Source organism: Bacteroides difficilis (genome assembly GCF_048319815.1).
Classification (GTDB): Bacteria; Bacteroidota; Bacteroidia; order Bacteroidales; family Bacteroidaceae; genus Bacteroides; species Bacteroides zhangwenhongii.
This window is the reverse complement of sequence record NZ_CP182814.1, coordinates 359,384-373,396: the sequence shown is the minus strand read 5'-3', so window position 1 is coordinate 373,396 and position 14,013 is coordinate 359,384. Positions and strand designations below refer to the sequence as shown.

10 protein-coding genes and 1 tRNA gene are annotated in these 14,013 nt (G+C 41.9%); 4 read left to right on the top strand and 7 right to left on the bottom strand.

Annotated elements, in window-relative coordinates:
- Nucleotides 1-3: 3 nt before the first annotated feature.
- Nucleotides 4-76: transfer RNA gene (locus tag ACNOGP_RS01500), tRNA-Met, on the bottom strand.
- 236 nt (nucleotides 77-312) lie between these two features.
- Here ACNOGP_RS01500 and ACNOGP_RS01495 point away from each other — a divergent pair.
- The 4 genes from ACNOGP_RS01495 to ACNOGP_RS01480 all read left to right on the top strand — a co-directional run bounded on the left by ACNOGP_RS01495 (nucleotide 313) and on the right by ACNOGP_RS01480 (nucleotide 4,771).
- Entirely contained in the window at nucleotides 313-903 is a 591-nt protein-coding gene (locus ACNOGP_RS01495; RefSeq protein ID WP_007763961.1) for a TetR/AcrR family transcriptional regulator, read from the top strand.
- Between the two features lie 17 nt (nucleotides 904-920).
- The gene (fabG, locus tag ACNOGP_RS01490) at nucleotides 921-1,667 is read left to right on the top strand and encodes a 3-oxoacyl-[acyl-carrier-protein] reductase (RefSeq protein WP_007763962.1); all 747 of its coding nucleotides are present in this window, start codon (nucleotides 921-923) and stop codon (nucleotides 1,665-1,667) included.
- A gap of 9 nt (nucleotides 1,668-1,676) precedes the next feature.
- Nucleotides 1,677-2,348 carry an RluA family pseudouridine synthase gene (locus ACNOGP_RS01485; RefSeq protein ID WP_270539419.1) on the top strand — a complete coding sequence of 224 codons (672 nt, stop codon included), beginning with the start codon at nucleotides 1,677-1,679 and terminating at the stop codon, nucleotides 2,346-2,348.
- A gap of 152 nt (nucleotides 2,349-2,500) precedes the next feature.
- Entirely contained in the window at nucleotides 2,501-4,771 is a 2,271-nt protein-coding gene (locus ACNOGP_RS01480; RefSeq protein ID WP_418213908.1) for a GH92 family glycosyl hydrolase, read from the top strand.
- Between the two features lie 178 nt (nucleotides 4,772-4,949).
- Here ACNOGP_RS01480 and ACNOGP_RS01475 read toward each other — a convergent pair whose 3' ends face one another.
- The 6 genes from ACNOGP_RS01475 to ACNOGP_RS01450 all read right to left on the bottom strand — a co-directional run bounded on the left by ACNOGP_RS01475 (nucleotide 4,950) and on the right by ACNOGP_RS01450 (nucleotide 13,816).
- Nucleotides 4,950-5,918 (bottom strand): hypothetical protein, encoded by a 969-nt coding sequence (locus ACNOGP_RS01475; RefSeq protein WP_418213907.1) that lies wholly within the window; start codon nucleotides 5,916-5,918, stop codon nucleotides 4,950-4,952.
- A gap of 299 nt (nucleotides 5,919-6,217) precedes the next feature.
- On the bottom strand, nucleotides 6,218-7,369 hold the full coding sequence (locus tag ACNOGP_RS01470; protein ID WP_418213906.1) for a glycoside hydrolase family 130 protein: 1,152 nt from the start codon (nucleotides 7,367-7,369) through the stop codon (nucleotides 6,218-6,220).
- 463 nt (nucleotides 7,370-7,832) lie between these two features.
- Nucleotides 7,833-9,278, bottom strand: coding sequence for a glycoside hydrolase family 125 protein (locus ACNOGP_RS01465; RefSeq protein WP_418213905.1), 1,446 nt, complete (start codon nucleotides 9,276-9,278; stop codon nucleotides 7,833-7,835).
- A gap of 43 nt (nucleotides 9,279-9,321) precedes the next feature.
- Nucleotides 9,322-10,482: a glycoside hydrolase family 76 protein gene (locus ACNOGP_RS01460; RefSeq protein ID WP_418213904.1), complete on the bottom strand. Its 1,161-nt coding sequence runs from the start codon at nucleotides 10,480-10,482 to the stop codon at nucleotides 9,322-9,324.
- Between the two features lie 50 nt (nucleotides 10,483-10,532).
- Complete coding sequence (locus tag ACNOGP_RS01455; RefSeq protein WP_418213903.1) at nucleotides 10,533-11,483, bottom strand: endonuclease/exonuclease/phosphatase family protein; 951 nt, start codon at nucleotides 11,481-11,483, stop codon at nucleotides 10,533-10,535.
- A gap of 50 nt (nucleotides 11,484-11,533) precedes the next feature.
- Nucleotides 11,534-13,816: a GH92 family glycosyl hydrolase gene (locus ACNOGP_RS01450; RefSeq protein WP_418213902.1), complete on the bottom strand. Its 2,283-nt coding sequence runs from the start codon at nucleotides 13,814-13,816 to the stop codon at nucleotides 11,534-11,536.
- Nucleotides 13,817-14,013 lie beyond the last annotated feature (197 nt).

Sequence of the window (14,013 nt, the reverse complement as noted above, 5' to 3'; positions counted from 1 at the left end):
TAGTTGCGGAGATCCGACTCGAACGAATGACCTTTGGGTTATGAGCCCAACGAGCTACCAACTGCTCCACTCCGCGATGTTTAACGGGTGCAAAGGTACGGCTTTTTTTGAAACAAACAAATAATTTACTGAATATTTTTCGAATAAATCATCGGTTTTTTCTTATTTGGTTGAGAATGAGTAGAATAATGATGAAACTTTTTCTTAGCACCTATTAATATACAAATGTTAATATTCTCTCCTTTTTCTTGTACGGTCTAAAGAAAAGAGTTACTTTTGCTCAAAATATTCAGCAATGTGCAATTATAATCTATGACCGTATCCAAGACAAAAGCCAAATTAGTAGATGTAGCCCGTCAGCTTTTTGCAAAGATGGGGGTAGAGAACACAACTATGAATGATATCGCTCTTGCTTCTAAAAAAGGTAGAAGAACCTTGTATACCTATTTTAAAAGTAAGGATGAGATCTACCTGGCTGTTGTGGAATCGGAATTGGATATTTTGTCGGATATGATGAAGCGGGTAGCCGAGAAGAATATCTCACCGGACGAGAAGTTGCTGGAGATGATATATACCCGGTTGGATGCGGTAAAAGAGGTAGTCTATCGAAACGGAACCTTGCGTGCTTACTTCTTCCGTGATATATGGAGGGTGGAGAAAGTTCGCAAGAAGTTTGACGCGAAGGAAGTGCAGCTCTTTAAAGCCGTTCTTTTGGAAGGGCAGGCAAAAGGCGTTTTCCATATTGATGACGTGGAGATGACAGCCGATCTGATACATTATTGTGTGAAAGGGATCGAAGTTCCATATATTCGTGGACATATAGGCGCACATTTGGATGAAGATACAAGAAATAAATATGTGTCCAACATTGTGTTTGGCGCACTGCATAGAACAGAAATTTAATTAAATAACTTTTTAGTATGGGATTATTAGACGGAAAAACAGCCATTGTAACCGGTGCTGCTCGCGGTATTGGTAAGGCTATCGCTTTGAAGTTTGCTGCCGAAGGCGCAAACATCGCATTTACTGACCTTGTCATTGACGAAAATGCAGAAAATACAGCAAAGGAACTTGAAGCAATGGGCGTGAAAGCCAAAGGTTATGCTTCTAATGCAGCTAACTTCGAAGATACTGCAAAGGTTGTAGAAGAAATACACAAAGACTTCGGACGTATTGATATTTTGGTAAACAATGCCGGTATTACGCGTGACGGTTTGATGATGCGTATGAGTGAACAGCAATGGGACATGGTTATCAATGTGAACTTGAAGTCGGCATTTAATTTTATCCACGCTTGTACGCCGGTTATGATGCGTCAGAAAGCTGGTAGCATTATTAATATGGCATCTGTAGTAGGTGTTCACGGTAATGCAGGGCAGGCTAACTATGCTGCTTCTAAAGCCGGTATGATCGCATTGGCTAAATCTATCGCACAAGAACTCGGTTCTCGTGGTATCCGTGCCAACGCCATTGCTCCGGGCTTCATTCTGACAGACATGACAGCTGCCCTCTCTGAAGAAGTAAGAGCTGAATGGGCAAAGAAGATACCTTTGCGTCGTGGTGGAACTCCTGAAGATGTGGCAAACATCGCTACCTTCCTTGCTTCTGATATGTCATCATACGTATCAGGTCAGGTGATTCAGGTAGATGGTGGTATGAATATGTAATCGAACAGAATGACTGTTGTATACGAAGACAACCATATCATTGTAGTCAATAAGACCGCTTCCGAGATTGTCCAGGCAGACAAGACGGGGGATATGCCGCTTTCGGAGACTGTGAAACAGTACTTGAAGGAGAAGTATCAGAAACCCGGAAATGTTTTCCTCGGTGTGACACACCGGCTGGACCGCCCCGTAAGCGGTCTTGTTGTTTTTGCAAAAACGAGTAAGGCACTCACCCGGCTCAATGAAATGTTTCGTACGAGCGAGGTGAAAAAGACTTATTGGGCAGTGGTGAAGAATGCTCCGAAAGAGCCGGAAGGTGAACTGGTGCATTTCCTTGTACGCAATGAAAAGCAAAATAAGAGTTATGCGTATGATAAAGAAGTGCCGAAAAGCAAGAAAGCGATTTTAGATTACCGTTTAATCGGTCGGTCGGAGAACTACTATTTGCTTGAGGTCGATTTGAAAACCGGACGTCATCATCAGATCCGTTGTCAGTTGGCAAAGATGGGATGTCCTATCAAAGGCGATTTGAAATATGGCTCTCCACGTTCCAATCCCGATGGAAGCATTTGCTTGCATGCCCGAAGGATACGGTTTGTCCATCCGGTATCCAAAGAGTTGATAGAGCTTGAAGCTCCTCTTCCCGAAGGTAATTTATGGAAAGGATTTGAACTGTTTTAATCAGTACAAATCCTTTACCTTTTTGCCAAAAGAGTAAGTTTGTCTGCCATTTCTATAGTTAATTCCGGTGACAACCGGTAAATTCCCCAATACCTGTTATATTTGCATCATTCGCTAATTACCATATTCAGTTTATACTAAAGAAAATACGAATGAAGGCATTAAAACTACTTGCACTTACTTCCTGCTTTCTGTTCTCTGCAGGAAATGTAGCGGCACAACAGGATTATTCAAAGAGTGAAGGATTATTACAGTATGTTGATCCGTATATCGGGTCGGGTTATCATGGACACGTCTTTGTGGGCACAAGCGTTCCGTATGGAATGGTGCAACTGGGACCTAGCAATATCCATAAAGGATGGGACTGGTGTTCGGGTTATCATTATTCCGACAGTATCCTGATCGGTTTTTCTCATACCCATCTGAGTGGTACGGGCTGTACCGACTTGGGTGATATCCTCATTATGCCGTTGAATGAAATCCGTACTCCAAGAGGAAATCAGGATGATATACATGACGGTTATGCTTCCCGCTACTCACACGACAACGAGATAGCCCGTCCCGAATATTATTCACTGCTTCTCGACCGCTATCAGATAAAGGCGGAATTGACAGCGACAGACCGTGTCGGATTCCACCGCTATACATATCCCGAAGGCAAACCAGCTTCTATATTGATAGATTTGCGCGAAGGAAACGGGTCGAACGCCTATGACAGCTATATCCGTAAAATAGATGATTATACAGTAGAAGGCTACCGTTATGTAAGAGGTTGGAGCCCTTCCCGTAAAGTCTATTTCGTATTGAAAAGTGATAAGAAGATAGAACAGTTTACGGCTTATGATGATAATACTCCTAAGTCTTGGAATCAGTTGAAAGTAGCATCAGTAAAGAGCGTCCTTACTTTCGGTGATGTGAAAGAGGTAAAGATTAAAGTTTCTATTTCTTCTGTGAGTTGTGCCAATGCCGCAATGAATCTGCAAACGGAACTATCACACTGGGACTTTGACGAAATAGTAAAGATGAGTGCCGACCGATGGAACCGGGAGCTTGCGAGAATGAGTGTTGAAACAGACGATGAACCGGCCAAACGTATCTTTTATACAGCGCATTATCACACTATGATTGCACCCACATTGTTCTGTGATGTAAACGGAGAATATAGAGGTATGAATGATATGATTTATACCGATCCGAAAAAGGCCAATTATACCACTCTTTCTTTATGGGACACCTATCGTGCCCTACATCCTTTAATGACAATCATTCAGCCTGAAATGGTAGATGATGTGATCAATTCCATGCTTTCCATCTACCGTCAGCAGGATAAACTTCCTATTTGGCCTTTGATGAGTGGAGAAACCAATCAGATGCCGGGTTATAGTTCCGTTCCGGTGATTGCCGATGCTTATCTGAAAGGGTTTACCGGATTTGATGCGGAAGAAGCATTGCAGGCAATGAAGGCCACTGCCACTTACGAGAAACAGAAGGGCGTTCCTTATGTGTTGGAGAAAGGATATATCCCTGCTGATAAAGTTCATGAAGCCACTTCAATAGCGATGGAGTATGCAGTAGATGATTGGGGAATTGCTGCTATGGCACATAAAATGGGAAAAGTCGAAGATGCGGTAACTTATGCCAAGCGTGCACATTACTATAAGAACTATTTCGATTCTTCGATTCACTTCATTCGTCCGAAGTTGGAAGACGGTTCTTGGCGCACTCCCTATGATCCGGCAAGGTCTATCCACACTGTTGGAGATTTCTGTGAGGGTAATGGTTGGCAATATACGTTCTTCGCTCCGCAAGATCCTTACGGATTGATAGAATTGTTTGGCGGTGATAAACCGTTTACTGCCAAACTCGATGATTTCTTCACTAATACCGATAGTATGGGTGAGGGCGCATCCAGTGATATTACCGGACTTATCGGTCAATACGCACATGGAAATGAACCTAGCCATCATGTTGCTTACTTGTATGCATATGCCGGTGAACAATGGAAAACTGCAGAGAAGGTTCGTTTCATTATGGATGAATTTTATACGGACCGACCGGATGGAATCATCGGCAATGAAGACTGTGGTCAGATGTCTGCTTGGTATCTTCTTTCATCTATGGGACTTTACCAAGTGAATCCGTCAGACGGTATATTTGTTTTCGGTAGCCCATGTTTCAAAAAAGTTGAAATGAAAGTACGTGGCGGTAATACATTTACGGTGGAAGCACCTAACAATAGTAAGGAGAATATTTATATTCAGAAAGTGTATTTAAATGGCAAGCCATATAATAAGAGTTATATCACTTATGATGATATTATTAATGGTAGTACTCTGAAATTTGTAATGGGTAAAAAGCCTAATAAGAATTTTGGTAAGGCTCCGGCAAACAGGTCGATTGTTTTGAACGAAATAAATGAATAAGAAGACAATTCTCAATAGGTAATAAGATTCAGATAATTGTCAGGTTACAATTTGAGGGTGTGTCGAAACTCTCATAAACTAAAAATCACCCTCGCCACAGAAAGTTGTAACGAGGGTGATTTCGATAAAAGGGAAGTTTTGATACATCCCCATTTATTCTCTTTATTTTCTTCTTTTATTAATTTGCTGGTATTATATCATTATCATAATAATACTTTGCAGTTGCTATTTGATATTTATGTAAGGGAGTAAGGTCAAATTTAATAAAATTACTCTTACCGCAAATTTTTACTTTAACCGTTTTTGCATTTAATATCTTATCTATAAATTCTGAGGATACTGCGTTGATGGAATTCTCGGTACATGATACTGTGAAAAGTTTATTAACTTTGCGATTAGGCTCTACATTAAATGTAATAACCTCATCATCATCAATTAAAAAATCAATTTTGTCAATGAATAACCAATCACTTCCAACAAATTCATTTTTTATAGCGTAACCTTTATAATTTTCTTTTTTGTTAAATGTATAAATGAAGTATAGACTGTTATATGTGGCATCATTTACTCTTTTTATAGGAGTGAAATTATAATATACCATTCCAACTTTTGAGAATTCATCATATTTTGTATAGTTTTCCATAAAATCCAGAGAGTAAATCGTTAAAAAACTATTAGCTGATGAATTATAATTGTCGTGGGTTTTGAATCTCATATAGTATTTATTAGGGACGAAAAAAATGGATTGTCCTAAATGCCCATATGATATCTGATCAGCTGTTCCGTATAAAGAAGTTAATAATTCATTGACATACTCAACTTTTTGGGGATTTATATTCAGAGTAATAGACCCTACTATGCCATTTGATACATTATAACGGAAACTTGAAAAATATGGATGTTTTTTTAATATAATATTCCCATGTTTATCTAGTTTCTTTGTTTCTTTATAAGCTATATAATTAACTGCTGGTTCTCCAATTCCTATCTCTTGACCAAAGTCTAATTTGTTGAGGAAATCAACATAAACATGATTTTCTTTTTCTTTGGATAATGCAGTTAAGTGATCTTTCTCTTTGTTGAAATTTTGTGCAAACAGGTTGCTTCCTAAAGTTGTAGCTAAAATGATTAGTAAAAGTTTCTTCATGATGAATTTATTTTGTTTCCTGCAAATATAATCTTTATTAATTGAATCTACTTCTGTTTTATAGAATAACTCATAGTATCTGCTGAATTTGAATGAAGAAAATGTCTACAATGCATTTCTATATAGTTCCATAAGAGGCTGACTAAGAAGATCGAAAAGTTGATTTTATCCCTTCTACAGATACTTGCGGGGAGATGATCAATAGTTCTTTCTTTTTTAGTCAGCCCCAATATTTGTTATATTCTGTGATTTGAGGTAAGATATTCTTTTTTATAAATAACCATTTGCTATTTCATCGCTTATGGCAGTGGATCAGCCTTTGCCGGTCGTTTCGGGTCATAAACAGCTACTCCCACTTTTGAGTCAGCACAGCCGTAATACAGATACCATTTGTTTTTGAAGTAAACCATTCCTTCAATAAAGACAGTGCCGTCCACATATTGACCACTCTTCTCAAAACTGTCCATCGGACGGAAGAACGGTTCATCGAGACGGGTGATAAAGCGAGTTGGGTCGTTGGCGTCGAAGAGTGCTTGTCCGGCAGCATAGACATTGGCGGTATAGCGTTTGTCGCCTCTTCCAGAATGGTTCTTACCATTATAAAGGAGGACAATACCTTTCGGGGTGTAGATAGCAGGAGGTCCACATTCGGTGAGGTGACTGTCGAAATAGCCGTCGCGGGGGGAGAATAATTTCTTCAGAGAACCGTCAATGTTTACAATCGGTGTCCAATTGATCAAATCATCGGAAGTAGCTGCAAAGACATGCTCTTCTCCCCAGTACATGAAGTATTTCCCGTTGATTTTCTTGATGAGCTGTTTCCCTTTAACAACTTCGGTCAAGATAGAGCCGGACTTACAACCCAAGTTGAAGAACTTTCCATCATATGCTTTGGCAAAAGCGGGACCATGTTTCGTCCATTCTTTCAGGTTACGGGAGGTTGCTACGGCCAGGCGGGGAATGTGGCGGTTCCATTGTGTATACATCATCACATATAATCCGTCTTCTGTGACTGCTACTCGAGGATCTTCGCAGCCACCCGGCCATTCCAGTTCTTTCTGCGAATCAGTGTCGGGATAGAATACAGGTGCTTTTTCTCGTTTAAAATGGGTGCCGTCGGTGGAAGTGGCATAGCCGAGACGGGAAGTACGGTGGCCGATACCAATTCCGGATTTGTCTTCTGCACGGTATAACACAACAATCTCTCCGTTGTAGAGTGTGGCTGCCGGATTGAACGTATCGTTTGATTCCCAAGCGATGGAATCTTTGGTTAACGGACAATAAAACTTAGTATTTGCAATAGGGGAGATTACCGGATTCACATTCTTTGGGCGTTCAAAACCTCCGAAAGCCCAGTCAGGTAACTGATTCTCTTTATGTTGGGAGGACTGTCCGTGAATGGTACAGGTCATCATAGTCGTAACAAATAGGAATAAAAAAATTGGTTTCATATTGCTTATTGTATATTATTTAATCGTTGTTCATATTATATAGGTTATTCCTTTTTTAGAGGACAGATATTCTCTACATACAAGTTAGAAAATAAATAAATGCTGTCATCTGTCACATGATCGGGTGCAAATGATTGATCCTAAATATATTATTATGTGACAGCATGGTGTGATAGCAATGTGACGATTATGTTGCTGTCACTTTGTTCGAGATTGGGATTCTATTACTTTTCTGCAATGAAGATACTTGTTCCCGAAAAGTTCTCAGTGCATGAAACAAAAGTTATCTCGGTTGAAACTTTTGTTTCATCGGTAAGAAACTTTAGTTTCCTCACCGGGAAACTCTAGTTTCGTTCGCTTGAAACTGTAGTTTCAATGCCTTGAAACCATTCAGGAACTGTGGGGATTCGACATTAGAGACGGTTACTTCATAAGCAGAATCCGATAAGAAAGTAGCAGGAGCCTACCGGATACTATTCAGTAACTCGACCTTTCCTTCATTGACAAGCTTTAGAATCAGTTCTCCAAACAATGTATTTTGCCATGCAAACCATGCTCGGGTGAAGTTTCTGGGATCATTTTTATGGAAAGATTCGTGCATGAAACCTGTTCCGGCATCCGTATCCATCAGCATTTTGATACAAGTCTTGATTTCCGCATCGTTCTGGCTGGTAAATGCTTTCATCATGATACTCATAGGCCAGATCATGTCATATCCGATATGTGGACCACCGATACCTTCACCGGCCGTACCTTTGAAGAAATAAGGATTGTCTTCACTCCAAACAAATTTGCGGGTATTCTGGTAAATCGGATCACTCACTTTGACATCCCCCAGATAAGGCAGGGCGATAAGGCTCGGCACATTGGCGTCATCCATTAACAGCTGATTGCCGAAGCCATCCACCTCAAAAGCATAGATCTTACCATATTTCGGATGATTGTAGACAGCGTACTTTTTCAAGGCTTTCTCTACTTCGTCTGCCAGTGTGGTGCATTCTTTGGCTAAAGCCGGCTTTTTATTAACGGTATTCAGAATTTCGGCAGCTTTGCGCAGGGAAGTAACGGCAAAGAAGTTAGACGGAACGAGGAATTGGAAAGTCGTGGCGTCATCAGAGGGACGGAAAGCGGAAGCTATCAGCCCGATCGGTTTCACCGGGTTACCCCAACCGTCGTTTGTCATTGTGTCAAGTGCGCGTTCTGTTTTGCGTTGGAAGCGATAAGGACCTTTCGGTTCTTCTTTTCGTTGCTGTTCCTTAAACGTTTTCAGAACCTTGGCGATGGCTGTAAGCCATTCGTCGGAGAATATACTGGCGTCTCCCGTTGTCTTCCAGTAATGATAAGCGAGCCGGATAGGATAACAAAGTGAGTCGATTTCCCATTTACGTTCATGCAGTTCGGGCTTCATGTCAGTAAGGTCGCTCATCCATTCGCCCCCTTCGGCATTCATATTGAAAGCATTGGCATACGGATCGATGTTAATGCATTTGAACTGGCGGTTGATAACGCCTGCCAACATCTTTTTCAGTTCCGTGTCTTTGTTGGCGAGTTGCACGTAAGGCCATACTTGTGCTCCGGAGTCACGCAACCACATGGCATGGATGTCACCTGTATACACAAATGTGTCGTCTTTCCCGTCAAAATGGACAGTGGTATCCAATGTGTTTGGAAAACAGTTCTCAAACATCCATGCCAGTTTGGCGTTAGTCAGCAATTGCTTGATATGCGCAATCTGTTCTTCTACGGCTTGTGAGACAAACAGACGTTTGGTAGCTTCCGGACGATTACTCCGGTAATTATTGATTTTCGTATTGTCTTGTTGGATGACTATTTCACTGTTTGCCATCGCTTGTGCGCTGGTTGCGCCAAACAGTACTATAGATAAACCTATGGCTTTTGTTATATTCATGGTAATTGTTTTAAAATAAATGATGAATGAGTAATGAATAAGGTTAATTTATTTCGGCAAAAAACTCAATGAGGCAGGCATTGTCTAGCAACCATTTATACGGTTCTTCTTTGTGCCCCGACCAATCTCTTCCTAATAGTCCGTTTTCATCCCGATAGTTTTCCCAAGCATGAAGTACATTTTCCACCATCGCATTGACATAGGCGGGATTCTTGTCAATCTTATATAGAGCTTTCAACCCTCTGAATAAGATAACGTTAAACCAGGCCATGTCTTTGTGTACCTTGAATATCGGATCTTTCTTATCAGCTTTTGTACGGAAAAATGTGTCCGTTCCTGCAGCCGTTTGCTGAGCGTCACGCAAGTACTGCTCGTCTCCTGTTTCCTCATAAAGTAGTACGCCTGCCTGAATCATTTGCCCGCTGTTGTACGCATATTTTTCTTTGGCGATATTTCCTTTCAGGTTGATATTGTCCCAATAGAGATGATCGTTGGGATCGCAGAGATTTTTCTTTGTCCAAGCATAAGTCTCTTTGGCTTTTTCCAGATACTTGCTGTCTTTGGTCAACCGGTACAACTTGACACCCAGCACCGCAGACGGTGCATTGGAACAAGTGTGCTTTCCCTCTTTCTGCTGTTCACACCAGAAGATTCCACCACCCAGTTCGTCGCTCCATCCGCTGTAGATGTATTGATACAAGGCAACAGCCTTCTCCAGATAAGCCGGATGATGAGTGAGACCGTAATAGTCGCAATAATCCAAAGCAATCCAGATGTTATCATCATAGTAGCGTCCGTGCTGTCCGTACTTGGTAGGATATGACTGATAACAAGCCGGTTGGCGGCTGTCGTCCCAATACTGGTTCATTCCTGCGAGAATTCTGTTTTCTAATGTTTTCTTGTACTTTTTGTTTCCGGTGGCCTTGTACAGCGCCACACAACCCGACATCATTCCTGAGTAAGGCCACAAGAAAGAAGCTTTTAGCATTCCGTTTTGTTGTATACCTCCCGCCAGGTAAGTGATTTTCTGGTTGGGGTTGACGGGATAGGTCTCTGTGAGCAGCCCGTCTGCGGTATGGTATAAATTCAAGACATTGTTTAACACCGAGTCGGCAATGGAAAGATAGCGATTATTCTTCGGTGTCTTTCCAGTTGCGGAAGCAAGGCTGAACAACATACATACGAGGATACATATATTTTTCATGCGAATATCAGGTTGTGTGGTGAAACTTTCCGGTTTGTTTGCTGAAAGGATTATTTCTGCCGATGTTGGTCAAACTCCAGTTCTACCTTTACAGGGAAATGGTCAGAGGGAGTGCGAGCTTGATAAACTTTGATGTCGATTTCTTCCGGGCAGTCATTGGCGTTCTTTTTTTCACCATTGCCTACGATACTCCGGTAAGTATCCGTCAGTACACCATATCTTTTCACATGGAAAGAAGGAGAAACGAATACATGGTCGATACGGCTTTCTGTAAAGCTGTTCGGATCGAAATCATTGAATGTTCCGTTGGTCGCATAATGGAAATCGCACTTCTCGTATGAGTCGCACAATACACCTTTGCTTACGAAAGCGTCGTATGACTGATGAGTTTGGTCGACATTGAAATCACCGGTCAGGATTGCCGGAAGATTTTTACCTTTGCCGAGTTCTTTCATCTTGTCTTGTACAAGAAATGCACTTTCTACACGGGCTTTCTTACCGATGTGGTCCATATGCAGGTTGAAGAACAGGAATTCAAAACCGGTATCCTTACATTTGAAGTGTCCCCAACTGCAAATACGCGGCAATACGGCATCCCAACCTTTACTCGGTACGTCGGGAGTCTCCGAAAGCCAGAAGTCCCCCTTTTCTATAATATCGAATTTGTCGGTACGATAGAAAATAGCGGAATGCTCTCCTTTCTCTTTACCGTCATCACGCCCTACGCCGATGTAATCATATCCGGGTAATGCTTTTTTCATATCTTTCAATTGATGGAGAAAGCATTCCTGCGTCCCGAAAATATCGAAATCGTGGTATTGTACTATTTGGGCGATGACCGGATAACGTTGCCCCCAACCGTTTCCACGGGCTGAATCGCTACCGTTGGCATTTCTCAGATTATAGGAAGCAACAGTAAGCGTAGTGGGCTGGTAGTTGCTGTGGCAAGCACAAAGGGTTGCCGAAACAAGGACAATTAGTAAAAGGTTTTTAAGTTTCATGTTTTTATGGTTTGTATAATAGATTTCTTGACCCTCAAAAATACGATATTTTATTCAAATGAAAGAGAATAAGGCACGTCTTTTTCTGTAATTCCCCGTTGTTTGTTGGGCTTAGGGCTCATTTGGAATTGAATATTGGCACCTTTCATCAGTTGGTCATGTGTAAGATAATTGCGGGAGTATGATTTTCCGTTTATTTTCATATCCTTGATGTAGCAATTGTCGGCTTGATTGTTTTCCGCCTTGATGGTTATTGTCTTCCCGTTTTCCAGATGCAGCTTTGCTGATTTGAACAAAGGAGTCCCCAAGATATATTCATCCGTTCCCGGGCAAACAGGGTAGAAACCTAGTGCGGAGAATACGTACCAAGCGGAAGTCTGTCCGTTATCTTCGTCGCCACAATATCCGTCGGGGGTAGCAGTGTAGAGTTTGTTCATAATTTCGCGTACCCGGTATTGAGTTTTCCAAGGCTCACCGGAATAATTGTAGAGATACACCATGTGTTGAATCGGTTGGTTACCGTGTGCATATTGTCCCATGTTCATTACTTGCATTTCACGCATTTCGTGAATCATGCCGCGACTCTCCATGCCTAGTTTGCCCGGAATCACAAAGACGGAATCCATCATAGTATTAAATTCTTTCTTGCCGCCCATCAAGTTAATAAGTCCTTGTGGGTCATGGAATACACAGAAACTCCAATGCCAGCTGTTCCCCTCGCAGAATTCACCACTCCAGTCTACCGCATCGAAATTACGGTTGAATACTCCTTTGTCATCCTTGCCGACCATCAGTTTGCGTTCCGGATGGTAAACATTCTTATAGTTCAAGGCGCGTTTCTTGTAAATGTCGATTTCGCCGGCCGGTTTCCCCAGCTTTTTACCTAATGTGTAGATCGCCCAGTCGTTATAAGCATACTCTAGTGTGCGGGCTACGTTTTGTCCGATTCCTATGTTATTGGCTACATATCCTAGCTTGTTGTAAGATTCGTAACCGAGACGACCGGAAGCAGTACCTTGAAGATGGGCATTCGTGCCATGTTTCAGCGCCTCCCAAAGCACCTCAATATCATATCCCCGTAAACCTTTGATGTAAGCATCGGTTACTACAGAAGCCGAGTTGTTGCCTACCATACAATCCCGATGACCGGGACTGGCCCATTCCGGCAGGAAGCCGCTTTCTTTGTAAGCATTCACCAATCCCTCCTGCATTTTCAGGTTCATCGACGGATACATTAGATTGAGAAAAGGAAACAAGCAACGGAATGTGTCCCAAAATCCGGTGTCGGTGAACATATAACCGGGAAGCACTTTGCCATTGTAGGGACTGTAATGCATCACTTGCCCTTTTGCATCTATCTCGTAAAAACTGCGTGGGAAAAGCATGGAACGGTATAGGCAAGAATAGAAGGTACGTAGATTGTCAATGTTGTCGTCCTCAATCTCTATTTTACTCATCTCACGATTCCAGACGGCTTTTCCATTGCTTACTAGTTGGTCGAAGGTATGATTGCCGAGTTCCTTGAGATTGAGTTCCGCCTGTTCCGGACTGATAAAAGAAGAGGCAACACGGGCATGAACTATTTCACCTTTTTTTGTGGCAAATCCGATGATAGCGCCAGTGTGGTTTCCTTTTACTTCCGTTTCATTCGGAAGAATATTATTTTCGGAAACTGCGGAAACAAATGTGAACGGTTTGTCGAAGTAAATGACAAAGTAGTTCTTGAAGTTTTCCGGTACACCGCCACTGTTTTTTGTCGAATAACCGATAATTTTGTTTTCTTCCGGAATTACTTTTACATAAGAACCCTTATCAAATGCGTCTACGATAACATAGGAATTCTTGGTCTCCGGATATGTGAAACGGAACATCACGGCACGTTCGGTAGGGGCGAGTTCGGTGGTCACATCATGATCGGCCAAATACACCTTATAATAATAAGGTTTGCTCACTTCCGCTTTGTGGGAGAACCAACTGGCACGTCGGTCTTGGTCGAATACCAGTCCGCCTGTGATAGGCATGATGGCAAACTGACCGTAGTCATTCATCCAGGGACTGGGTTGGTGGGTTTGCTTGAATCCCCGAATTTTGTCGGCATTATATGTGTATGCCCAGCCATTACCCATCTCACCGGTCTGCGGTGTCCAGAAGTTCATCCCCCACGGCAATGCTGTGGCGGGATATGTATTCCCGGTAGACAATTCAAACTTGGATTGAGTACCTACCAGAGTACTGACATAATCTACCGGGTTCTTTACGGCAGAAGATTGCAGGCTGTATAGTACGGCACTTCCAAGAAATAACAAGTGTTTAAATGAAAAATGTGTTTTCATGAACAAATGAATTTATAGATTTGAAAATAATTTCTACGACGAAAATAGGGAGAAAAGAGATGTGCTTTTAGGAATAGTAGAGCTAAATCGTCTCTTGTCGCTAGAATGAACTACTCTGGCGCGGAACTTTACTTATATTCTCGCCAAAAAAGAACCGGAAATATTTTTTTGTTTACCTTTGTCATATAGCAAACCCA

Excerpts from the sequence above, each read along its gene's own strand:
- ACNOGP_RS01495 (WP_007763961.1), top strand. The coding sequence starts at position 313 with ATGACCGTATCCAAGACAAAAGCCAAATTAGTAGATGTAGCCCGTCAG.
- fabG (WP_007763962.1), top strand. The coding sequence starts at position 921 with ATGGGATTATTAGACGGAAAAACAGCCATTGTAACCGGTGCTGCTCGC.
- ACNOGP_RS01485 (WP_270539419.1), top strand. The coding sequence starts at position 1,677 with ATGACTGTTGTATACGAAGACAACCATATCATTGTAGTCAATAAGACC.
- ACNOGP_RS01480 (WP_418213908.1), top strand. The coding sequence starts at position 2,501 with ATGAAGGCATTAAAACTACTTGCACTTACTTCCTGCTTTCTGTTCTCT.
- ACNOGP_RS01475 (WP_418213907.1), bottom strand. The coding sequence starts at position 5,918 with ATGAAGAAACTTTTACTAATCATTTTAGCTACAACTTTAGGAAGCAAC.
- ACNOGP_RS01470 (WP_418213906.1), bottom strand. The coding sequence starts at position 7,369 with ATGAAACCAATTTTTTTATTCCTATTTGTTACGACTATGATGACCTGT.
- ACNOGP_RS01465 (WP_418213905.1), bottom strand. The coding sequence starts at position 9,278 with ATGAATATAACAAAAGCCATAGGTTTATCTATAGTACTGTTTGGCGCA.
- ACNOGP_RS01460 (WP_418213904.1), bottom strand. The coding sequence starts at position 10,482 with ATGAAAAATATATGTATCCTCGTATGTATGTTGTTCAGCCTTGCTTCC.
- ACNOGP_RS01455 (WP_418213903.1), bottom strand. The coding sequence starts at position 11,483 with ATGAAACTTAAAAACCTTTTACTAATTGTCCTTGTTTCGGCAACCCTT.
- ACNOGP_RS01450 (WP_418213902.1), bottom strand. The coding sequence starts at position 13,816 with ATGAAAACACATTTTTCATTTAAACACTTGTTATTTCTTGGAAGTGCC.